The following is a 23358-nucleotide window of genomic DNA, read 5'->3' as shown; positions in this document are numbered from 1 at the left end:
GTGCTTTATTTTTTGTAAACCTTACCATCAAAAGACCAATCTCTAGTCAGATCGCCTTTTTCCGGAAAGGCCTGAGGTGTGGTGGTGTTTAATGGATTCATATAGTTTGGATATGGTGTTTTATCCATCGGTGCAGACCAGTTAGCCGGCAAGAATGGTGGGCGAGTAATTGTTGCCCAACCCAACTTTTCGAAAGTTTTATCCATAAAGCGTGTATCCACCGCACGAGCAAAATCAATACCTGTTAACTTGTTCTGAATACGCTTGTTCTCATAAAGCCATGTATAAATTGGCTCATTAGCGCGACCCCAGAACACTGGAATTGGATAGATGTAATTTGGCTTATACAAGAGGTTATAAGCAGAGATTTGTTGACGTAAGATTTCCTTGGAGTAGTTCTTCAAGTTAGGATCTTCTTGCATGACGTCCACTGCAGCATCTGGATTCTTTCTAATCCACAGTGTCGCTTCAGCAATTGCATCAGTAAATGCTTGCACTACATCTGGCGCATTATCAATCACCTCTTGACGCACATAGAAGGTACCCTCATAAATGTTATAGGGGTAACTATCGCTAATAATTCTTGCGTTTTTGCGCTCTTTAGACATGATGGATGGGGTTGGGTCCCAAGGCACTACAGCATCAATCCCTTTTGGCATTGCCATTTGCTCACCTGGAGGCATATTTTTTAAGATGATGTCTTTGCCAATCTCAATGCCATTCGCTTTTGCAGCAGCCTGAATATAGAACTCCGCAGAGGAGCCAGTCACAATACCAATGGTTGCCGGAGGATTCGACCCCTTGAAGTCTTTAAAGGACTTAATTTTGGAATCTAATGGCACCAAAACTGCATGCATCAAATTGGTATTAATCACCGCAATGGTCTTAACGGGAATATTTTTATCAATTAATGAGGTGAATGGGAAATTACCACCATTACCAAACTGGAATCGTCCAGAGATAATTACCTCGTTAATGGCTGGACCAGATGGAAATGCCTGTAACTTAGATTCAATACCACGCTTGGCCAAGAGGCCTTTTTTGTCCATTACCAAGTTAATCGTATTTTGACCTGACCAAGGCGGCTGAAATGCGATCTGTAATGGCCACCAACCTTTTTCTTTGAGCCAGGCCACAGACTTAGCAGAAACCTTTTCATCAGCGCCCTCTGGCCATCCATAGTCATTAAATTTAGTGGCATTTTGTGCCATCGACAGCATTGGTGCACCCGATAACATAGCAACAGCGAGCACTGAAAAGATACGGCGTGATGCGCTAAATTGTTTCATTACGATCCCCTTAAGAATGAAATTTCTTGTACCAAATACAAAAAAGCAAAGGCCAAAAAACTAACTGCTGAAGCTTAACTCTATACCACCCAATCTAGTTCTAATTTTTCTATATTCTTTTTTCATAACTAAATACTTCACCAGCTCAGTAAAGGGCTGCAAAGCAGGTCCCTGCTTAAGGGCCTCCTGCGCACCATCCTTTAATCCCAAGGCAAGATGCTCCGGATAGAAGGCATGCAAGCTGAGTTGCTCCTTACTAATAGATCTTCCCCATTTTTTTCTCAACGCAGGCAAAGCAGGCTCAATAAGCTCGCCAGGTCTACGTGAGGCGTCGTAGTCTACATTTGCACGATTCATTACCTCTGCACTCGGGGTGCCAGCCAATTTCCCATAATGTCCTTTGAGATAAAGCTTAATTTCATCAGGGATAGTTTTGTAGCGCTCGCCTTGCATCACATTGAGAACTGCCTGAGTCACGATATATTGCGCAAATGGACTAACCAAGATGGGATAACCCAAGTCCTCGCGAACCCTAGCCGTCTCCTCCAAAATCTCTGCTTCTCGATGAGAAATACCCATTGTGGCAAGTTGAGCACGCAAATTCGAAATCATTCCACCTGGAATTTGGTGCTCATATAAAGCAGGGTCATAACTTGCTTTCCCCCCACGAGAAAAATTATCCCGCGCACAAATCCAGTCAAAATATTCATCCACTTTCTGCAAGGCGGAATGATTCATCTTTGGCGCACGCCCAAGTTTCTGTGCACTAGCGTATACGTCCAACACTGATGGAAGTGAGGCGCCATTTGCCAAACAATCCGTTGCTACATAACCATATGCAAATCCAGCCTTGATTGCTTCTTCATAAACTAATGGGGCTAAGCCGGACTGGCAATGGGAATGTAATTTAATCGGAATGCCGGCAGATGCAGCAACTACTGCAGGAAACAGTGTTGCGGCTCGTTCCGGAGTTAGCAGGCCAGTAGGATCTTTTACTGAAATAAAATCCACGCCCAATTTAACCAACTCACGTGTGCGAGCAATAAAGTAAGCGTCGTCATGAACTGGACTCAAAGCATAAGTCAGCATTGCATTAATCAACATGCCATACTTCTTGCCGGCCTTAACTGAAGATTCAATGTTGCGGTTATCGTTTAGGGCATCGTAAACAGTCAGCACTTTTACTCCAGACTGAGCCAACAACTCCACATTGAGTTCAACGATGTCATCTGGAAATAACTCGAATGTATAAATACTTTGGCCACGAGTTAATGCATCAGTAGGTGTACTCAGTTGTTTACTTAAAAACTCCATGCGCTTCCAAGGATCCTCGCGCAAGAATCGCACCATGACATCAAACACAGCGCCACCTAATATATTGATATAGCCATATCCAGCCTGATCAATATCTGCCAAAGCTGGGTACATATGGGGTGCAGTCATCCGAGTAGACCAAAGGCACTGATGCGCATCACGCAAAGTGACATCGATCATTTCGAATGCCTTCTTCTTTGGCGTCATGTAAGCTCAATCACCATCAATACCTGCCCAACCTCAATCGTTTCTCCATCCTCTACCAAGATTCGAGATACCTTGCCAACACATTCTGCTGGAATGGTGTTGAGTAACTTCATCACCTCGACAATACATACATCTGTGGTTGGTGTAACGCTATCACCCACCGCAACAAATGGCGCAGAGTTTGGACTTGGCCTACGATAGAAAGTACCAATCATCGGGCTCACAATGGCCCGCTCTGAAGATGAGATAGTCAGCGCCGCACTAAGGGCGGGGGCAGCAACAGGCATTGGGGCAGACGCAAGAACTTGAGGTGCGGCGTAAGCAACTGGAGGCGAGGCGCCTGTTGCTCCTACTGAAATCTCAATTTCAAATTCATCCGTTTTATATCCGAACGTAGTGAAAGTGCCCGCATCTTTAATGAGGGCAACAATTTCCTTCACCTGTTTCATCGTGAACTCAGGCGGCACCTTCACCTTAGCCGCAGCTTTTTTTGCTGGAACTTTTTTTGAGGTCTTTGTATTTACTTTCGCTTTTGGGGCGACTTTCTTTTTTGTTTGCACTGTCTCGTATTTTTAGTTAATATTTTCTCTAATGAAATTTAAAGTATCATCAGATGAAATGCTTTAAGGGTAAACACTTAAAAATGCAAATATCTTCAAAAAACCTTCAGTAAATGCCACAAAAGCTCTCCCGCATCACTCCTCCAGAAGAAATATTGGAAGAATCTGCCAAATCCAGCATGGCGGAAAAGGTTTTACTCATTTTGGAAACTATTGCTCAATCCGAATTTCCTCTCACACTTGAGACTATTTCCACGGGGACTGGCTTAGCCAAACCTACTGCATTTAGATTGCTAAACACCTTGGTTACGCAAGGATTCATTGAGCGCGATCCTAATGGCAGGCGCTTTCAGCCCAGTGCAAAACTCAGAATCCTAGGAATTAATATTCTTTCCGTGGATTCGATTCGATCACAACGTGTAGCAGTCATGAAACGTTTGGTCGAAGAAATTGGTGAAACCTGTAACTTTAATATTCTGGATGGCAACAAGGTGATGTATCTAGATCGCGTCGAAACAAGTGCGCCCATTCGCCTTCACGTCGACCTTGGAATGCGTGTGCCGCTTCACTGCACTGCTAGCGGAAAACTATTTCTCTCTGGCATGACTGAATTGCAAGTTCAACGCTCGCTAGGAAATGAGCCCTTTGAGACGTACACACCAAGAACAATTACCCACTACGACAAATTATTTTCCGAGCTAGAAAAAATTCGTCAAAATGGCTATGCCCTTGATGAATCGGCCTTCCTAGAGGGATTTATTGGTATCGCAGTGCCAGTCATTAACTCCAAACATAAAACTTTTGCCACGATTACTGCTCATGGCCCCGCACCTCGCATGCAAGAAAAATCGATTGATTTTTATATCAAACCTTTAAAACGCGCTGCACAAGATATACAAAGTAGCCTATCCGAAAACAGTAATTAATTTCTTGGAATTTATATGACAACTCCTGTAATCATCACCGTTGCAATGACTGGCGCAATTCCGCGTAAAAAAGATTGTCCTGGTTTGCCAGTGACTTCCAGCGAACAAATTGAAGAAACCCATAAGGCTTTTGAAGCAGGCGCATCTCTTGCACACATTCATGTACGCAACCTAGATGAAACTCCAAGCTCAGATCCTGATTTATATGCAGCAGTACAAGAAGGTATACAGAAACATTGCCCCGGAATGATTATTCAATTCTCTACCGGTGGACGCGGTCGAGATCAAGCGGCACGTGGTGGGATGCTATTCCACAGGCCTGATATGGCTTCTTTGGCAACGGGTTCCGTAAACTTCCCAACCGGTATTTATGAAAATCCCCCAGAATTTGTCGATGGCCTTGCCAGTGAGATGCTGAAGTATGAAATTAAGCCTGAAATTGAGATATTTGATCTGGCTATGCTCTACAACGCAGCAAATCTCATTGAACGTGGCCTCCTAAAGGCGCCAGCTCATGTGCAGTTTGTGATGGGCATTCCTAATGCGATGCCAGCAAGACGCACGGTTCTAGAATTTCTGATTTCAGAATTGAAAGCAGTGATGCCTGACGCTACATGGACTGCAGCAGGTATTGCACGCCACCAATTGACTGTAAATGAGTGGACTCTTGAATTGGGTGGTCATGTAAGAACTGGACTTGAAGACAATACGCGCTTCGATAAAACGCGCGCAGCAAAAGATAACGCCGAGCTTGTAGCGCGCTTAGCTGAAATGGCTCCCACATATAACCGCACAGTTGCAACGCCAGCACAAGCGCGTGAAATTTTGGGATTAAGAAAGCACTAAACAGCATGTCAAACACATCGTTCGATTACATTGTTGTCGGCGGCGGTTCATCCGGCTGTGTTTTGGCCAGCCGCCTCTCAGAGGACCCCAAGAATTCTGTTTGCCTAATTGAGGCAGGGCCTAAAGATCGCTCACCTTGGATTCATCTGCCAATTGGTTATGCAAAGACGATGTGGGACCCAAAACTCAATTGGAAATTTCAGACCGAGCCGGATCCCGGTGTAAATAATCGGCAAATTTATTGGCCCAGAGGCAAGACTCTAGGAGGCTCAAGCTCTATTAATGGCTTAATATTTATTCGGGGACAAAAGGAAGATTACGATACCTGGCGTGATCTGGGTAACCCCGGATGGGGTTGGGATGATGTGCTGCCCTATTTCAAAAAGGCTGAGGGTAATGATCGATTAGATGAGCCATTGCACTCAAAAACTGGGCCATTAAAAGCCTCCTCCATCCCAAAGAAGCATCCCTTAGTTGAAGCATTCAAAAAGACGGCAAATGCTTTAGGAGTGCCTGAGACCGATGACTTTAATAACTTAACGCAAGAAGGTGTTGGTTACTATCAACTAACTACCCACAAAGGCTTTCGTTGCAGTACTGCAGTTGCCTATTTAAAACCAGCCAGACATAGAAGTAATTTACAAATTCTGACTGATAGCCAGGCTTGCAAGGTTATTTTTGAAAACAAAAAAGCAGTTGGTGTTGAGATTATTAGTAATGGCATTAAGAGTGTCGTTCACGCAAATAAAGAAGTCATTCTGAGTGCAGGCGCTATCCTAAGCCCACAGCTTTTGCAGTTATCCGGAATTGGTCCAGCCAAACTGCTGCAGGAATTTAATATTCCCGTGGTGCATGACTTGCCAGGTGTTGGAGAAAATCTACAGGATCACCTGCAGCATCGTCTCATTTATGAATTAAACCAACCCATCTCTACCAATGATCAGCTCTCATCTTGGTTTGGTCAATTAAAAATGGGCTTAGATTGGCTTCTCTTTCGTGGTGGTCCGCTATCTATTGGCATTAACCAAGGCGGCCTATTCACTCGCGTTATGAAAGACTCCAAAACACCCGATATCCAATTTCATTTGGCAACACTTTCAGCAGAAATGGCTGGCGGCAAGGTTCACCCTTTTTCGGGATTCACTATGTCGGTATGTCAGTTACGGCCAGAGTCTCGCGGCCATGTCCGCATTCAATCTACAGACCCACTCGTACCTCCGAAAATGTTTGCAAACTATATGTCTACCCCCTATGACCGGGAAATTAGCATTGCAGCTGTCAAGTACGCCAGAAAAATTTCACAGACCGATCCATTGCGATCCCTCATTGTGCGAGAGGTAAAGCCCAATAACCCACAATCTGATGATGAAATTCTAGAGTTTTGTCGCAATAATGGAGCAACCATTTTTCATCCTACTGGCACATGTCAAATGGGCCCAGATAGTGATCCTATGGCCGTGCTCGATTCTTCATTAAGAGTTCGAGGTGTGCAAGGTCTAAGAGTGGTGGATTGTTCGGCAATGCCAACCCTCCCTTCAGGGAACACGAATTGGCCCGCAGTCATGCTTGCCGAAAGAGCCTCTGACCTAATTCTAGGAAAGATTCAAGCTCACTAATGCATTTCTTTATTTTTTCCCTGATCGGAGTGATGACAGGCTTGTTGATGGCGCTTTTTGGCATCGGTGGTGGCGCCTTTATTGTCCCAGCCTTAGATGCCGCATTTCTAGCAGTTCCTAACTCGGCTCACCCGCCATTTCAGTTGATCGTCATTGGTAGTTTATGTACCATCGTAATCGGATCCCTGCCACGCGCTATTAAAGTTTTAACCGGTAATAAAAATGAACGTGGCATTGCAAATTTATTGATTGTTAGCGCGCTCCCATTCATATTATTAGCTAGTCTAGCAGCCACTCAATTAGCAGACAAAGCGCTGCGTTTAGGATTTTCTGGAACCATTGTTTTAATTGGCCTATGGACACTCTTTGGCAAAAATCCATCTAGCAAATCTACTGCTACCCCCCACAAACCCAGTACTTATAAACTCATTACGGTAGGTGCAATTTCTGGAATTTCCTCAGCACTATTTGGCCTTGGTGGAGCAACCCTCTTAATGCCGCTCTTAACAATGTGGGTTGGATTGCCGATTGCTATTTGTGTTGATATCTCAATTTTATTTGTATCGGCCACTTCAATTGTGAGCCTAACTACACTAAGTTCAGCCTGGGTTGGTATTCATGGGGCGGATAGTATTGATAACACCATGTTGATTTTGATACTCATTCTTGGGGTAAGTGCTGCATTTACCCAAACCCTTGCATCAGGAAAATTGGTCAGAATGAGAGACGGGCTTAGGCAACGTCTGCTGGGATGCTACCTTGTAAGTTTGGGGATATGGGTAATTGCCCGCTCGTTTATCTAAATCTTAAAACTAGGCTACTTTAGGAACCACATCCATCAGTTTCAAGCGCTGCACCTTACCAGATGGACCGCGCGGCAGATCTTCCATAAAACGAATGATCTTTGGGGTCCTGAATTTTCCTAAATGCTCTAAGCAAAAACTTCTCATCTCATCTTCGGAGCACTTTGCTTCTGGCTTAAGAATGATGCACACCATAATCTCTTGGCCATAGTTACTATCGGGAATGCCTACCGCTGCAGCATCCAATACTGCGGGATGTTTTAAGACTGCTTCATCAATTTCGCGCGGAGCAATATTTTCTCCGCCCTTGATGATTAATTCCTTAAGGCGGCCGGTGATGAAATAAAAACCATCGTCATCGCGCATACCAAGATCGCCAGTTTTTAACCAACCTTCGCCATCAAAGGCTTTAGCCGTTTCTGCTTCTGCTTTGTAATAGGCATTTAGGACATTACCTCCGCGCAGGCAGATCTCACCAACAGTATTGCTACCAAGTAGATTACCTTCAGGATCAATAACCTTAGCCTCCACCCCACAAGGTTTCCCTGGACTTCCATAACGCCTGCTTTCGTCATGGGGGTTACAAAAGACCATTGAGGCTGACTCTGTCATGCCCATGCCTTCTATTACAGTGATTCCAAACAGCGCTTCGAATTCACGATGATGCTCTGGAGGCAATGGAGCAGAGGCGGAACGCCCAAATCGAATCGATTTCAACTCTTCGCGACTTGGTAACGCGCCACCACTCTTGGCGGCATTAATTAAATACGCAATGATGGTCGGCACCATATTGATCCAAGTGCAGTGGTACTGTATGGCCAAACTCCACCAATTCGAAACGGAGAATGCATGCGGAGCTACAACAGATCCACCAGATACAAAAGGAGTGATGGTGGAAATGACCTGTCCATTGATGTGATAAATCGGCAATGAGCTCAACACAACATCCGCTTGCGTCAATGAATGCCATGCCGCCATAGATCGCGCAGCATGTAATAAATTAGCATGGGTCAACAAGACTCCCTTAGGGGTACCTGTTGTGCCTGAGGTATACATTAAAAGTGCTGGCCGTGAAGACTCAACCATAGGCAATGTTCCAGAGGTGCCTTGCATAAAAGGACCTTCAGCAGCATCCGGATCAAGCTCAACCAATAAAAACTTTCTTTTGGTTTTTTCAAGAGCGGCGAACAATCCCTGCTTCTTATCGGGAGAGTAAAACAAAACCTCGATGTCACTATGATCGAGCACCCAAGCTAACTGATCTATAGGAGCCAACAGATTTAGAGGTGTAATGACTCGACCGCAAGACATGGTTGCCAAAAATACCGTACTGGTCTGGCGCCCATTTTGCATAAACAAACCAACATGTCCCTGCTCGCTAATCCCCTGCTGCTCTAGCCATGTTGAAAAATAGCGCGCTTCTTTTGCGAGCTGCCCATAACTCAGCGCAACCCCAGTTTCGGGGGCAAACAGAAATGATTTGGAAGGCTGTATCGCCTCCCAGTGCAATAACACCTCACCCAAACTCTTACAAGAAGCCGTCATATTCGAATTAAGCCTGCGGGAAACGGCTGAAATATTCTTTCAACAAATCCTCTACCTTTGGCACATGCTCGGGGATTGGTCTAACCACTCTCGTAATATTCATATAGTGGCGATAGTTCATATTCTCAGAGAAATTATTTTTTCCCCAAGTGCCGCAACCCATAGACAAAGAAAAAGGAAGGCCATTTTCAAAGCTACCGCCTGTTGCGATAGCGTGAGCTTGATTCACAATAATTCTTGCGACAGGCAATTGCTGAGCCAGTCCTGCAGCCCGTGATTCTTGGGTTTCACCACTTTGCGCAGTATGCAGGCCAACAGAATGTCCTGCCCCTTGGTATGCATATACATTAGCAATTAATTGTTTGGCTGCTTCAAAGTCAGCAGCCTTCCAAACTGTTAGCACTGGGCTGAGTTTTTCTCCAGAAAAAGGCGCATCTGGCCCAAATCCTTGCTCTTCAACCATAAAAAATTTAGCTGATTTAGCTTTAGGATTTTGTAATTGAGCACGCTCAGCAATAACTGCTGGATTCTGAGCCGTCAGCGTTGAAGTCAGTTTGCCATGGTGGAACATGACATCCTCAAGTCGCTTTTTATCGGCCGCATCTAGCATCAAGCCGCCTACCGCTTCAAGAGCGCTAATCGCTTTATCGTAAACCTGCGCACAAATCACTGTGCCATTTTCACTTGAACAGCTTGTAGCATTGTCGAATGTCTTCGACTGCAAGATTTTACTAGCTGCACTAGCAAGATCCGCATACTCATCAATAATCACGAGCACATTACCTGCGCCAACCCCAAAAGCAGGCGTACCGCAAGTATAGGCGGCGCGAATATTAGATTGAGATCCTGTTGCAACAACTAAGTCAGCCAAACGCATTAACTCATTCGTGGAATCTTTAGTAATCGGTGATGGCAACATCTGCACCAAGTCACGAGGGGCTTTTACCTGATCCAATTGATGATGAACAAACTCTAATAAACGTGCGCAAGTGGATTGTCCTTTTGGAGAAGGCGCAATAATGACTGCATTACGACACTTCAAGGCATTCAAAATTTTATTGATGGGGGTTGCGCCAGGATTAGTTGAAGGTGTAATGGCAGCCACCACTCCTACTGGACGAGCATACTCAGTAAGGCCAGTTTTTAAATCTTCAGAAATAATGCCAACTGTTTTTGCGTAACTCAGATCACGCACCAAACCTAAGGTTTTTCTAAAGTTCTTTTTAAACTTATCAGCCACATCTCCTAGACCGGTATCTTGAACGGCAAGCTCGGCCAATTCCTGATTGCGCTTTGGCTCCAGAATGGCCCAAGCCACAGCCTCTACTACCAAATTCACTTGAGCTTGCGTGTAACTCTCATATACCTTTTGAGCTGCACGGCCGCGCTCAACAATAACTTCTACTGGCGTCATCATTTATATTTTTATCTTTACTAATTTAATTTGAGTTTTCAGAGTTAATAATACTTATTCAGCCTTGATGCTGGCGTCTTTGGTTACTTTTTTCCACTTGACCAGTTCCGCTTTCACTATTGCACCCAATTGTGCAGGAGTACTTCCCACCGCTTCAGCCCCTTGCCCTAATAATTTTTCTTTTACGGCCGGCTCAGCTAAAACTTTAATAGCCGCCTTATTGAGCGCTTCAACAATGGCTTGCGGGGTGCCTGCAGGGACAAACATGGCGTACCAAGAGTCGACCTCGTAATCTTTAAATCCAAGCTCAACCATGGTTGGAACATCCGGAAACACTGGCGAACGCTTCACAGTTGATACGGCTAGAGCCTTAAGCTTCCCGGTCTTAACGTAGTTCGCTGCCGCTGGAATGGACACCCACAATAAAGGAACCTGTCCAGCGATGACATCAGTAATTGCCGGGCCACCTCCACGGTACGGAATGTGCATCATATTGACGCCTGCAGAACTTGCCATCATGGCTCCTGCTAAATGACCAGGAGAACCATTGCCCACAGAAGCATAAGACACAGAGTCTGGCTTAGCCTTAGCCATTTGAATTACATCCTTAACTGACTTCACTGGGAAATCAGGATTAGCCACCAATATTTGCGGCAAAGAAGCCACCAAAGAAACTGGTAAGAAATCTTTTTCAGTATCAAATGCTAGCTTCGGGTAGATGGCTGGATTAATAGTGTGCGAGGAAAGTGTGAACAAGACCGTATATCCATCTGCTGGAGACTTTGCTGCAATATCCGTTCCAATCGAACCGCCAGCTCCGCCACGATTATCAATAATGATCTGCTGACCAAGGGCCTGACTGAGTGGCTCTTGCATGATGCGCGCAATCACATCGGTGCCCCCACCTGGCGGGTAAGGAACTATAAATTTAATGGGTTTATTTGGCCAAGACTGGGCTTGAGAAAGCTGCGACCAACCGAGCGAACCTGCAAAGGTCAGAATTAATGACAGAACAGCGACTAATTGATTGCTTCTACGCATACCCAATCTCCTGTTTAAAACCACTTTAAGACCTATATTAGTCTTTATTGAACGCTCCGATGAGCATAAATGATCTTATTCAACGGAACAAGTTGTTTCGTATAAGTAAAAATACTAACATTTTTCCTAGAAATTACAACCTTGTTCTATTAGAATGAACAAAACGACACATTTCATGAGATTTAACACCTATGCTTGAATTAGATCCTATCGAACAGCTAGATACCGCTAAAAGAGATAACTCGAGCGAAAACTCTTCCATGCTGAAGGGTGTGGTGATTTTGGAGGCCCTAGCCGGCTTACAACAGCCCGCCACCTTGGCTCAACTGATGCAAATTACCGGAATGCCCAAGGCATCCCTGCATAGAACATTGGCTATTTTTGAAGAAGCTGGCCTTGTAGCAAGAGAACCTGGAGGTCGAACCTACGCCCCTGGTGAGCGCCTTTCACACTTGGCAATGTCGACACTGACCCACGATACCGTCTCAGCAATTCGTCATACCATTTTGCGTAAACTCGTTTCTGATCTAGGTGAGACCTGTAACCTTGCCGTCTTAAGACGTGGCGAACTCTTTTATTTAGACCGCGTTGAAGCAGATTGGGCCTTACGTCTGCATCTTCCGCCGGGAACGGTATTACCGCCACATTGCAGTGCCAGCGGAAAATTACTGCTCGCCTACAAACCTGCAGATGAGCGCGCCAAGATTTTAGAAAATCTTCCGCTTGAACAATTTACCCATAGAACCATCATCGATCGCCACTTGCTGGAATCCGAGATGGAAAGAATTGTTAGCACTGGTTATGCAGTGGATAACGAAGAGTATGTCCTAGGCGTTTCTTGTGTGGCTGTTCCAGTAAGAGACTCTGTGGGTGAAGTGGTAGCAGCAATCGCAGTTCATGCAGCAACCGCAAGACTGCCATTAAATCAAGCCATGGAACATATACCCAAGCTTAAAGAAGCATCTGAGCGCATCTCTCAAACTCTCTCCTAATCAGCAACGTAACACGGCTACCTTAGGAAAAATCTAAACGTGAAATATCCACTATTAGAAAAAATGATCGAGGAGGCCAAGAGCGATCTACCTCTTGGAGTGGTTTACCCACTAAGCGCGCCGGCTCTAGAAACCGTTTTTGATCTCATCAAAAGACAGTTGTGTACCCCCATCTTAATTGGCCCTAAGAAAGATATCGAAGAACTCGCTGCCATAGAGAACCTTTCTTTAGAGGGCATTCAAATTGTTGATACACCTAAAGATCCTATCTTAGCAACCAAGAAAGCCATTGAGATGGTCAAAGAGGGAAAGCTAGCAGTTCTAATGAAGGGATCTTTACATACCGAAGATCTCATGGGGCCAGTTGTGAGTCGCGATGGCTTACGAACCGATAAACGGGTAAGCCATCTCTTCTTATTTGAACTTGCTCGCTATCACAAGCTATTAGGTGTCACTGATGCGGTCATGAATATTGCACCTAACGCGCAACTCAAAAGAGAAATTCTAGCTAATAGTCTTGATGCTTTAAAAAGATTAAGTATTAGCAATGTCAAAGTGGCAATCATTGCCGCTACTGAAGTCATCAACCCTGCAATGTCCTCAACCACGGATGCAAAAGAAATTGTTGATGAACACATTGCTCATCCTATTTTTCCAGACACCATTATTGAAGGTCCTTTTGGATTTGATAATGCGATTTCAGCTCAGTCAGCAAGAACAAAAGGGATTTACTCTAAGGTTGCGGGAGACCCTGACCTTTTGCTGATGCCCGATTTACAGGTTGGCAATATTCTCTATAAATCCTTTGTTTATATGGCTGGGGCGGAGTGTGCCGGCACCATTTTAGGTGCCCAAGTACCCATTACGCTCACATCAAGATCTGATTCTGTTTTCTCTAGAGTGGCATCTACGGCGATGGCCATTCTTCTTGCAAAAAACCCTCAATAGTTGAGAAGGCTATGTTCAAAATATTTTCTAGTGATCCCGTGCATGACCCAGTCAACAAGCAAGCGCCTGCGACTGAAATAAAAAAAACTACCTGCTATATGTGCGCCTGTCGATGTGGTATTCGAGCACACCTTAGAGATGGCAAATTGGTTTATATCGATGGCAATCCTGAGCATCCACTGAATCAAGGCGTTATATGCGCCAAAGGTTCCTCAGGAATCATGAAGCAAAATTCTCCGGCACGCATCACACAACCTCTCTTACGTAAAGCGGGAAGCGAAAGAGGCAATGGTGAATTTGAACCCATTAGCTGGGAAAAAGCATTTGATATTCTCACCGAGCGTCTTGCCAAAATCCGCTCTACTGACCCTAAGAAATTTGCACTCTTTACTGGTCGCGACCAGATGCAAGCGCTTACTGGTTTATTTGCAAGGCAGTTTGGCACGCCTAACTATGCAGCTCATGGAGGATTTTGCTCCGTAAATATGGCTGCAGGAATGATTTATACGATTGGCGGCAGCTTCTGGGAGTTTGGCGGGCCTGATTTAGATCAAGCCAAGTTATTTGTCATGATTGGCACAGCCGAAGATCACCATAGCAACCCAATGAAGATTGCTTTATCTAAATTCAAACGGGCTGGTGGTCGCTTTATCTCAATCAACCCAGTGAGAACTGGATATTCCGCGATTGCAGATGAATGGATTCCAATTAAGCCCGGAACCGATGGCGCGCTCTTCATGGCTTTGATGCATGAGTTGATTCGTCTTGAGAAATATGACGCGCCTTTCCTCAAGCGTTTTAGCAACTCCGCACAATTGGTATGCATGGACTCAGGTCCAGAAGAAGGTTTGTTCTTGTATGACCCTGACTCTGATCCACTAAACCTAGATTTACCTCATAACAAATATATTTGGGATGAAAAATCGCAAAGTGCTAAACCCTGTTTTGCTCAAGGCACATCACCTGCTCTACTGGGTGAATATGTGATGGGTCCAGGACCTCATCAAGGAAAGAAAGTAGTCCCTTCATTTGAGTTACTGAAGCGACAAGTAAGCGAGACGACCCCAGAATGGGCTGCAGCTATTACCAGCATTCCAGCAGAACGTATTCGCAAGCTTGCTCTTGAGATGGCAGACACAGCATTTGGACAAGAATTTGAGTTGCCAATCCAGTGGACAGATTCATGGGGTGAAAAGCATGACTCTGTCACTGGCAGACCAGTTGCATTCCATGCAATGCGAGGTTTATCAGCTCACTCAAATGGTTTTCAAACTACGCGTGGCTTAGCGGTACTCATGTCTTTGCTTGGCACGATTGATCGTCCAGGTGGCTTTAGACATAAAGCCCCTTATCCACGACAGGTTCCACCCAATGCGAAACCACCGTCTTCTGAAAATGACATTAAGCCTAATACGCCCCTAGCTAAACCACCGCTGGGATGGCCAACGCAACCAGAAGACTTGGCATTAGATTCTGATGGGAAGCCACTGCGTATTGATAAAGCCTACTCTTGGGAGCACCCTTTAGCAGCCCATGGATTGATGCACAACGTCATTACGAACGCAGTTAAAGGTGATCCCTACTCGATTGATACGCTAATGATCTTCATGGCGAATATGTCATGGAACTCCACCATGAATACGATGGAAGTTCGCGAACACCTTAATGCCAAAAATGATGATGGTGAATTTAAGATTCCATTCTTGGTAGTATGCGATGCATTCCAATCTGAAATGGTGGACTTTGCTGACCTAGTTCTTCCGGATACTACTTATCTAGAGCGTCACGACGTCATGAGTATGCTCGACAGACCTATTTCTGAATTTGATGGTCCGGTTGATTCTGTTCGCATCCCCGTTCTAGAGCCTCTAGGTGAATGCAAACCATTTCAGGAGGTTTTAATTGAACTGGCTTCGCGCTTAAAGTTTCCCGCATTTACTACTCCAGAAGGGGATCGTAAGTTCAAAGACTACCCTGACTTTATTACTCGCTTCCAGACTACCCCCGATTCAGGAATTGGTTTCTTGAGCGGCTGGCGCGGTAAGGATGGGGATAAGCCTCTGCGCGGGGAACCGAACCCCAATCAGTGGCAAAAATATGCTGAGAATAATTGCGTGCATCAATATCACATGCCCCCAGAGCATCAGTACATGCGCAACTGGAACAAAGGATATTTAGACTTCTCCAAAGAAAATGCCTTAAGACAGAAGAATGATCCGATCATGATCGCGATCTACTCAGACATATTGCAACGCTTTAGATTAGCTGCGACCGGTAAACGTCCTGGTGCACAACCACCAGAGCACTTGAAAGCGCGCATTTACAAATACTTTGATCCGCTACCCTTCTGGTATCCACCCCTTGAAGATGAGGCAACTGATCTTACGAAATTTACCCTGAATGCAATTACTCAGCGACCAATGGCGATGTACCACTCATGGGACTCACAAAACGCCTGGTTAAGACAAATTCATAGCCATAACTATCTATACGTTAATACTGCAACAGCGCTCAAGAGTGGAATTGCAGATGGTGCATGGATGTGGATTGAATCTCAGTGGGGCAAAGTCAGATGTATGGCAAGACATTCGGAAGCCGTGGACCCTGGAACAGTGTGGACATGGAATGCTATCGGCAAGGCAGAGTCTGCATGGAGTCTAACTAGTGATGCAGATGAATCCAAAAAAGGCTTTCTGCTAAACCACCTCATCTCAGAGGAGCTTCCGTTAGGAGGTTTTACCGTTAGCAACTCTGATCCAATTACCGGCCAAGCGGGTTGGTATGACGTCAGAGTAAGGCTGGCACCCGCAGACGAGAATGAACCGAAAGAAACCTGGCCACAAGTAAAGGCATTTGAAGTTCCTGGAATGGCCCTCAAAAAATCGGGGGAGACAAAATGAGTAAAAAAAATAAACAATTAGCTCTCGTTATAGATCTCAATGTTTGTGTGGGGTGCCATGCATGTGTGACCTCATGCAAAGAATGGAATACCTCTGGGTCAGCTGGTCCGCTTACAGACCTCAACGCTTATGGTGCGAGTCCGAGTGGTACTTTTTTCAATCGCGTGCAAACCTTTGAAGCCGGAACTTTCCCAAACACCCAAACAGTTCACTTCCCAAAATCGTGTTTACATTGCGAAGAGCCTCCATGTGTTCCAGTTTGCCCAACCGGTGCAAGCTATAAGCGCAAAGAAGATGGCATTGTTCTGGTGGACTATGACAAATGCATCGGCTGCAGCTACTGCTCTTGGGCATGTCCTTATGGCGCTCGAGAGCTAGATCAAGAACGTCAGGTCATGACAAAGTGCACACTCTGCGTTGATCGAATCTATAGTGAAACACTGCCAGAATCCGAGAAAAAACCCGCTTGCGTTCTCGCCTGCCCTACTAGCGCACGTATCTTTGGGGATATTCATGATCCTGAATCTGCTGCTAGCAAAGCAATAGAGGAGCGCTCAGGGTACGCACTCATGCCTGAATGGGAAACTCAACCCGCCAATCACTATTTACCGCGCTCCATTATGGAAACGATTGATGCAGCAAGGAATGACAAATAATGCGCCCACAATTTTCAATTATTTTCTTCACCACCTTGGCTGGCATGGCGCAAGGCCTGCTATTTTTCCTGGCGTTATCCAATCTGTATAGCCAAACTACCCCCAACCCATTCCTCACCAATCTTGCGCTCCCCATTGCATTGGTGCTCCTGGGTTTAGGTTTAGTGGCCTCATTCTTTCACTTAGGCCATCCTGAGCGAGCCTGGAGAGCTGCAATGATGTGGAGAACTTCTTGGCTATCCAGAGAAGTTATTGCTCTTCCGGCACTCATGTTGGTGACTGCGGCAATTTACTTTTATGCATGCGTAAGCGAAGTGCCGCAATGGCTGTGGGTTGCCCTCCTTTTCACTACATTGGCTCTTTGGGTATGTACCGCGAAGATCTATCAGTGCATTCGTTTTATCCAAGAATGGTCACACCCCTCAACTCTGACCAACTTCATTCTTTTAGGATTGACCTCTGGCCTGATTCTGCTGGAGCTACTCATTGCTTTATGGGGTGATACAACTGCACAGATTATTGATGCGCCATTATCTATAGTTGCTTTCTTGCTGCTATTTCTGTCTTTTAATCTTAAGCTCTGGATTTGGAGACGCAATCGAGATCTAAAACCAAAATCAAACCTCTCAACTGCTACTGGAATTAAAGGTTCCAATATCCGACAGACCTCAATGGGTCTAATGGGTGGTAGTTTTAATACCCGTGAATTCTTTCACCATCAAACTGATCGGGTCATTGCTAATTTACGTAAAATTATTTTGCTTTGCGCCTATGTAATACCAATGATATTGATGGCTTACACCATCACTACACCAAGTACCTTGATGATCACTCTAGCGTTGCTGATGAATTATCTAGGCTTGCTTGCTGAAAGATGGATGTTCTTTGCAGAGGCAAATCATCCGCAAAATTTGTATTACCAAAGAGTCTCTTAAGCACGCCTAATGCCCATGGATCAATTCGCCGAACAACTGATTCATGGCAGAACGCATATATCACCCAAAAGATTAGGAGATCCAGGTCCTAGCCCCGCCCAGAAAGAAACCATCCTCTTAGCGGCGAATGCCGCCCCTGATCACGGCAGAATGGTTCCATGGCGTTTCATTGAGATTCAGGAAAGCAGTCGCCCCGCCCTTGGGGAGGTATTCCACCAGTGCCTCTTAGATCGCGATCAAGGTGCTACAGAGATACAACAGCAAGAGGCGCGCGACAAAGCATCCCGTGGCCCACTACTCCTTCTAGCTATTGCAAACTACCGAGATGCAAATGACGACATCAGTAAACAAGAGAAGCTAGTCTCTCTTGGGTGTGCCATTCAGAATATTCTATTGAGTGCCTATGCCTTTGGCTTTGGCTCTGGCCTATCTAGCGGAAGAGCATTACAAAGTGATCGCATCAGGACCTTATTTCAGCTCACCAAGGACGAAGAGCCAATTTGCTTTATTACGATTGGTACCGTGCTAAAAAATAAGCCCGGACGAATACGGCCGAGCCTATCTGAATACCATTTCATTTTTTAGATTCGCTTAAAAGAAAAGGCCCAGTTCTACTGGGCCTTTTTAGCATGCTGCAGTTGTTAATTAGACGTAATCTTTGTACTTATCCAAGAAACGTACTGGCTTAGATAAAGCATCACGGCGGAAGGGGTCACCAAGCTCACGAGTACACATAATCTCGATCACACAAGTTTTACCTTCTTTCATCTGCATATCTACCGCCTTCTTGAGTGCTGGGCCAACCTGATCAAGCTGGTCAACCACAATTCCTTCAGCACCCATTGATTGTGCAATACCCGCAAAACTTGGACTCTCTAGCTCGCCCGCCACAAAGCGGCGGTTATAGAAGTCCACCTGGTTCTTCTTCTCAGCACCCCACTGGCGATTGTGGAACACGATCGCAGTAACAGGGATATCGTGACGAACCGCAGTCAGAATCTCGACCATACTCATCGCCCAAGCACCGTCACCAGCATAAGCAATCGCAGGACGGTTAGGAGCCGCTGCTTTAGCACCAATAATTGTTGGTAGCGCATAACCACAGTTACCAAAGCTCATTGGAGCAAAGAAGCTGCGGGGCTTTTCAAAACGGAGGTAGCTATTTGCAACAGAGTTGATATTGCCAATATCAGTAGACACCATCACATCAGCAGGCATCGCCTTTTCGAGTTCACGCAAAACTTGGCGTGGGTGCAAGTAGTGACCGCCTGTTGGAGTCACTTCTTTTTTCTGCTCCTCAATCATATCCAAGCTGAATGGGTCCTTTTCATGGGTCCACTCATCCAACTCTTTTTCCCATGCAGCTTTTTCAGCAGCAATCGTTTTAGCGCGCTCTGCTTTGGTGGCGTCGCAAGCCAATGTCTTGCCTTCTAAACGCTTTGTTAATGCAACTGCAGCAGCCTTAGCATCACCACAAATACCTACGGAGATTTTCTTCACCAAGCCGAGCATCTTGTTATCAGCATCGATCTGGATAATCTTGGCGTTTTTAGGCCAGTAATCCATGCCGTGTTGTGGCAATGTGCCAAATGGTCCAAGACGTGATCCAAGCGCAACCACTACGTCAGCCTGAGCCATCAACTTCATCGCCGCTTTAGAACCTTGATATCCCAGAGGGCCGCACCACAATGGATGACTAGCAGGGAAAGAATCATTATGTAAGTAGCTATTCACTACCGGAGCGCCCAAGCGCTCTGCAAATGCTTTGCACTCCTCAACGGCATCACCCATCACCACACCACCACCAGAAATAATTACTGGAAATTTGGCGTTGGCTAAGAGCTCTGCTGCTTCATCCAAGCTTTTTTCACCGCCAGGACCACGATCAAGGCGATTTGGCTGTGGGATCTCTACTTCGATCTCACCATAAAAATAATCACGCGGAATATTTAATTGGGTTGGACCCATTTCAGATAAGGCACGATCAAAACAGCGGCCGGTAAATTCAGCCATACGTTTAGGATTGTTAACGTGTCCTTGATACTTTGTGAACTCCTCAAACATTGGTAATTGGTTGGCCTCTTGGAAGCCACCTAAACCCATACCCATCGTGCCTGTTTCAGGAGTAATAATCACCACGGGGCTATGCGCCCAATAAGCTGCCGCAATTGCTGTAACGCAGTTACTAATACCAGGGCCATTTTGTCCGATTACGACACCATGACTTCCACTTACGCGAGCATAGCCATCAGCCATATGCGCCGCGCCTTGCTCATGAACCACTGGAATCAAGCGAATGCCTGCTGGAGCAAAAATATCCATTGCATCCATAAAGGCGGAGCCCATGATTCCAAAAATATCCTTCACCTTGTTGGCGACCATGGTCTCCACAAATGCTTCGGAAGGGGTCATTTTTTGTGGGCCGGTAGGTAAATTAGCGTCAGACTTAGACATAAAGCTCTCCTAGGTATTCAATTAAACGGAACATTTTGTTCTACAATATGAATAATAATAGCGTATTTTTAGTAAAGTCAAGCATATAAACCCGAATATGGAATATATTTGACAACATATTAAGACTTTTAAAGGCAAGGAAATGGCTGAAAGCACCTCTTCAATTGATTTAATGGGTTTGCAGCCTGAAAAGCTGGTTTCTCTGCACTCCGCCTTCCCTGAGTGCAGAGGCTTTGCTGACTTTCAGATCCCCGCCTTTAATAAGCCAAGTGAGCTTGTGCCCGCTGTTGATCCAAGCTACCAACTGAATCCCGAAGCCGCCTTAGCCATCTTGGCTGGCTTTGCCTTCAATCGAAGAGTCATGCTTCAAGGGATGCATGGCACCGGTAAATCAACCCATATAGAACAAGTCGCAGCACGTTTAAATTGGCCCTGTTTGCGGATTAATCTAGATGGCCAAATTACTCGAATGGATCTGATTGGAAAAGATGTCATTAGCCTAGAAGATGGAAAGCAAATTACCCGCTTTCAAGAAGGCCTTATCCCTTGGAGTCTCCAACGCCCTGTCGCACTGATTCTGGATGAATATGATGCGGGCCAACCAGACGTGATGTTTGTGATTCAAAGAATGCTCGAACGTGAAGGTCGCCTGACTTTGCTTGATCAAAATAGAGTAATTAATCCTAATCCTGCATTTCGAATCTTCGCCACTAGCAATACTGTTGGCCTAGGAAATTGGAACGGCCTTTATCAAGGCACTCAATTATTAAATCATGGCCAAATGGATCGTTGGGATATCGTTGCAGCCCTAAACTACCTTGAACCTAGTGAAGAACAAAAGATTTTGATGGCAAAAGTTCCAGAGCTGTCTGATGCACAAGGAAAAGCAATGATTAGCCTTGCCAACCTTACTAGAAGCGGTTTTGCAGCTGGAGATATTTCCACTTTAATGTCTACGAGAACCCTAATTACCTGGGGTGAAAATTGGCGCATCTTTAAAGATTTGCAAATTGCATTTTCTCTGGCATTTTTAAATAAATGTGAATCAGAGGAAAAAGTCTTAGTGGCTGAATACTATCAACGCTGCTTCGCCAGTGAACTAGATTTAAGCAAGCAGTAAAACAAGATACGCGCAAACTCACCTTGCAAACTCAAACACACCAAGACTTCGAACAGCAACAACAGTACGGTGCAATGATTCGATCATTGTCCGGCGAAACTAGTGCTCAGATTCGGGATTGGCAGCTCTTTCATAAATCCGTACCACTGGATTCAATTGCACCACACCTTAATCTTGATAATCTCAAAGCATCATGGGCTTATCCACGCGGAGTACTAGATGGCATAGCGCTACGCCTCCGATATTCCAATGCCAATTTACATGCCTCGCTAACTCCAGAAGGCATGATTGAATCGCTAATATTTGAAGTCTTAGAACAAATTCGCGTGGAAAGTAACTGCCCTGATGAACTCAAAGGCAGCCAACAAAATATTCAGATGCAATTTATTGCCTGGATGCAGCAATTCATTTCTAGCGGAGGTGCCGAGGGAAGCGTTGGCCTTTTACTGGTCACCATTTTCTCTACAGTCTGGATGAAATTAAATAGCCAGCCTATTCCACAGTTAATGCAAGATATTGTGGAGGCTACTCGAGCTGGTATAGCCGAAAACATGGGTCCACTTCTAGTGAAACTAAAAGTGACCCGCAACAACCAAGAGTCTTACGCGCAGACTGCGCACGAGGTAATAAAACTAGCATCTGGTTTAATCGCAGAGGAATATCGTAACAATCCCAGCATTCGAACTAAACGAAAAAATCAGAGCTCTACTCATTTGAAAATAGAGTGGGTGCCGCCACATGCAGGAATTATTGCGGCCGACTTTAAAAGCCCTGCACACTCTTCTAGCGAAAAACTACGACTACTTAAAAAATCTCTCGATAAGTATCACATTTACAACTCAAGCTATGACACTGAAGCTGAGGCTAAGAAAAAAATACGATCAGCTCAATTAGCAATCTATCAAGATCAATTAAATTCTGAGATTGGCAAGCAAAATATTCCTTGGGCAAAACTCATTCGTATTTATCAACAATTATTTTCAAGTAAGCAGCCGAAAAATTGGCAAACAACTGAGGCAGAGGTGGTTCTTGACCGTCGCTACCTTACTCGTGCCGCGACCTCTCCACTGCAACCAGCCCTCTATAAGCAACTTGTAGGCAGTAACATGGTCAATTCCAAGGTGACGCTTTTGATAGATTGCTCTGGATCCATGAAAGAGCAGCGAGTCAAAATTGCTACTTGCGTTGATTCCTTGGTGCGGATACTAGATCAAGCTGGAATAAAAACTGAAGTACTTGGATACAGCACTAGCACTTGGCAAGGAGGAAGGCCTTTTAAGGAATGGCGTAAAAATGGTCAACCTCCAAATCCGGGTCGCCTCAATGAAAGAGCGCATTGGATTTTTAAAGATTTTGATACCAGCTGGAGAAGATCTCGAGCTGGTATAGCTGCACTGTTGCGCCCAGAAATATATGCGGAGAGTATTGATGGAGAGGCGCTTATATGGGCGGCAGAGCGCTTAAAGAATACTGGCAGTCTACGGAATTCCAGTAATACACTCATTCTTTTTTCTGATGGCTGCCCCATGGATCGAGCCACTATTGAGGCGAATGGTGAAGAATTTCTAAAAGATCATCTCCTGCAGACCATTGCTTGGTGTGAACAGCAACCCAACTTTCAATTATGGGGCTGCGGCATTGGATCAGAACTGCGACCTGCATTTCAACATCGTCTTAGCTGGGATGAGGATCCCAATAATGTGGCAAATACCCTAAAAAATTGGGCTAGTGAATTTAGGGCATCATCTTTTATCAATAAAAAATATTCATAACAAAGTAGTTGGAGAAAAAA

At 45.2% G+C, this 23358-nt stretch carries 19 protein-coding genes; 12 read left to right on the top strand and 7 right to left on the bottom strand.

The window, feature by feature from the left end:
* Positions 1-5: 5 nt before the first annotated feature.
* Genes ICN33_RS06995 through accB form a run of 3 tightly spaced genes read right to left on the bottom strand, consistent with a single transcriptional unit; the run spans position 6 to position 3370 of the window.
* Complete coding sequence (locus tag ICN33_RS06995) at positions 6-1289, bottom strand: ABC transporter substrate-binding protein (RefSeq protein WP_216195690.1); 1284 nt, start codon at positions 1287-1289, stop codon at positions 6-8.
* A gap of 60 nt (positions 1290-1349) precedes the next feature.
* Positions 1350-2810 (bottom strand): pyruvate carboxylase subunit B, encoded by a 1461-nt coding sequence (locus tag ICN33_RS06990; protein ID WP_216195688.1) that lies wholly within the window; start codon positions 2808-2810, stop codon positions 1350-1352.
* Positions 2807-3370 carry an acetyl-CoA carboxylase biotin carboxyl carrier protein gene (gene accB / locus ICN33_RS06985; RefSeq protein ID WP_216195687.1) on the bottom strand — a complete coding sequence of 188 codons (564 nt, stop codon included), beginning with the start codon at positions 3368-3370 and terminating at the stop codon, positions 2807-2809. The genes ICN33_RS06990 and accB overlap by 4 nt, the downstream gene beginning before the upstream one ends.
* A gap of 113 nt (positions 3371-3483) precedes the next feature.
* Here accB and ICN33_RS06980 point away from each other — a divergent pair, with 113 nt between their 5' ends.
* Genes ICN33_RS06980 through ICN33_RS06965 form a run of 4 tightly spaced genes read left to right on the top strand, consistent with a single transcriptional unit; the run spans position 3484 to position 7561 of the window.
* Positions 3484-4296 (top strand): IclR family transcriptional regulator, encoded by an 813-nt coding sequence (locus ICN33_RS06980; protein WP_216195686.1) that lies wholly within the window; start codon positions 3484-3486, stop codon positions 4294-4296.
* Between the two features lie 15 nt (positions 4297-4311).
* A complete protein-coding gene (locus ICN33_RS06975) occupies positions 4312-5142 on the top strand; it encodes a 3-keto-5-aminohexanoate cleavage protein (RefSeq protein WP_216195685.1) in 831 nt (276 codons plus the stop codon).
* 5 nt (positions 5143-5147) lie between these two features.
* Positions 5148-6758 carry a GMC family oxidoreductase gene (locus tag ICN33_RS06970; RefSeq protein WP_216195684.1) on the top strand — a complete coding sequence of 537 codons (1611 nt, stop codon included), beginning with the start codon at positions 5148-5150 and terminating at the stop codon, positions 6756-6758.
* Between the two features lie 32 nt (positions 6759-6790).
* Positions 6791-7561 carry a sulfite exporter TauE/SafE family protein gene (locus ICN33_RS06965; protein WP_216195683.1) on the top strand — a complete coding sequence of 257 codons (771 nt, stop codon included), beginning with the start codon at positions 6791-6793 and terminating at the stop codon, positions 7559-7561.
* A 9-nt stretch (positions 7562-7570) separates the two neighbouring features.
* Here ICN33_RS06965 and ICN33_RS06960 read toward each other — a convergent pair whose 3' ends face one another.
* The 3 genes from ICN33_RS06960 to ICN33_RS06950 are packed head-to-tail and all read right to left on the bottom strand — an operon-like array spanning position 7571 to position 11561.
* Positions 7571-9106: an AMP-binding protein gene (locus tag ICN33_RS06960; RefSeq protein ID WP_216195682.1), complete on the bottom strand. Its 1536-nt coding sequence runs from the start codon at positions 9104-9106 to the stop codon at positions 7571-7573.
* A gap of 7 nt (positions 9107-9113) precedes the next feature.
* Entirely contained in the window at positions 9114-10523 is a 1410-nt protein-coding gene (locus ICN33_RS06955; RefSeq protein ID WP_216195680.1) for an aldehyde dehydrogenase family protein, read from the bottom strand.
* A 51-nt stretch (positions 10524-10574) separates the two neighbouring features.
* Complete coding sequence (locus ICN33_RS06950; RefSeq protein WP_216195678.1) at positions 10575-11561, bottom strand: tripartite tricarboxylate transporter substrate binding protein; 987 nt, start codon at positions 11559-11561, stop codon at positions 10575-10577.
* A 191-nt stretch (positions 11562-11752) separates the two neighbouring features.
* Here ICN33_RS06950 and ICN33_RS06945 point away from each other — a divergent pair, with 191 nt between their 5' ends.
* From ICN33_RS06945 to ICN33_RS06920, 6 genes are read left to right on the top strand one after another with little or no spacing between them, the layout of a single operon-like run.
* A complete protein-coding gene (locus tag ICN33_RS06945; protein ID WP_216195676.1) occupies positions 11753-12553 on the top strand; it encodes an IclR family transcriptional regulator in 801 nt (266 codons plus the stop codon).
* Positions 12554-12592: 39 nt separating this feature from the next.
* Positions 12593-13501, top strand: coding sequence for a bifunctional enoyl-CoA hydratase/phosphate acetyltransferase (locus ICN33_RS06940; protein ID WP_370623232.1), 909 nt, complete (start codon positions 12593-12595; stop codon positions 13499-13501).
* Between the two features lie 11 nt (positions 13502-13512).
* Positions 13513-16401, top strand: coding sequence for a molybdopterin oxidoreductase family protein (locus ICN33_RS06935; protein ID WP_216195674.1), 2889 nt, complete (start codon positions 13513-13515; stop codon positions 16399-16401).
* Positions 16398-17057 (top strand): 4Fe-4S dicluster domain-containing protein, encoded by a 660-nt coding sequence (locus ICN33_RS06930; protein WP_216195672.1) that lies wholly within the window; start codon positions 16398-16400, stop codon positions 17055-17057. Before ICN33_RS06935 ends, ICN33_RS06930 begins: the two co-directional genes overlap by 4 nt.
* Positions 17057-17992 carry a DmsC/YnfH family molybdoenzyme membrane anchor subunit gene (locus tag ICN33_RS06925; protein ID WP_216195669.1) on the top strand — a complete coding sequence of 312 codons (936 nt, stop codon included), beginning with the start codon at positions 17057-17059 and terminating at the stop codon, positions 17990-17992. The genes ICN33_RS06930 and ICN33_RS06925 overlap by 1 nt, the downstream gene beginning before the upstream one ends.
* Before the next feature lie 15 nt (positions 17993-18007).
* Positions 18008-18577, top strand: coding sequence for a nitroreductase (locus ICN33_RS06920; RefSeq protein WP_216195666.1), 570 nt, complete (start codon positions 18008-18010; stop codon positions 18575-18577).
* 60 nt (positions 18578-18637) lie between these two features.
* Here the strand turns inward: ICN33_RS06920 and xsc are convergent, their stop codons facing one another.
* The gene (gene xsc, locus ICN33_RS06915) at positions 18638-20446 is read right to left on the bottom strand and encodes a sulfoacetaldehyde acetyltransferase (protein WP_216195664.1); all 1809 of its coding nucleotides are present in this window, start codon (positions 20444-20446) and stop codon (positions 18638-18640) included.
* Between the two features lie 142 nt (positions 20447-20588).
* Here xsc and ICN33_RS06910 point away from each other — a divergent pair, with 142 nt between their 5' ends.
* Together ICN33_RS06910 and ICN33_RS06905 are read left to right on the top strand one after the other, a co-directional pair.
* Positions 20589-21566: an AAA family ATPase gene (locus tag ICN33_RS06910; protein WP_255530689.1), complete on the top strand. Its 978-nt coding sequence runs from the start codon at positions 20589-20591 to the stop codon at positions 21564-21566.
* A gap of 23 nt (positions 21567-21589) precedes the next feature.
* Positions 21590-23338, top strand: coding sequence for a hypothetical protein (locus ICN33_RS06905; RefSeq protein ID WP_216195662.1), 1749 nt, complete (start codon positions 21590-21592; stop codon positions 23336-23338).
* The last annotated feature ends 20 nt before the right edge of the window (positions 23339-23358 follow it).

The sequence above is a fragment of the Polynucleobacter sp. UB-Tiil-W10 genome, from assembly GCF_018881605.1.
Lineage (GTDB): Bacteria > Pseudomonadota > Gammaproteobacteria > Burkholderiales > Burkholderiaceae > Polynucleobacter.
This window is presented reverse-complemented; position numbering and strand designations above follow the sequence as displayed.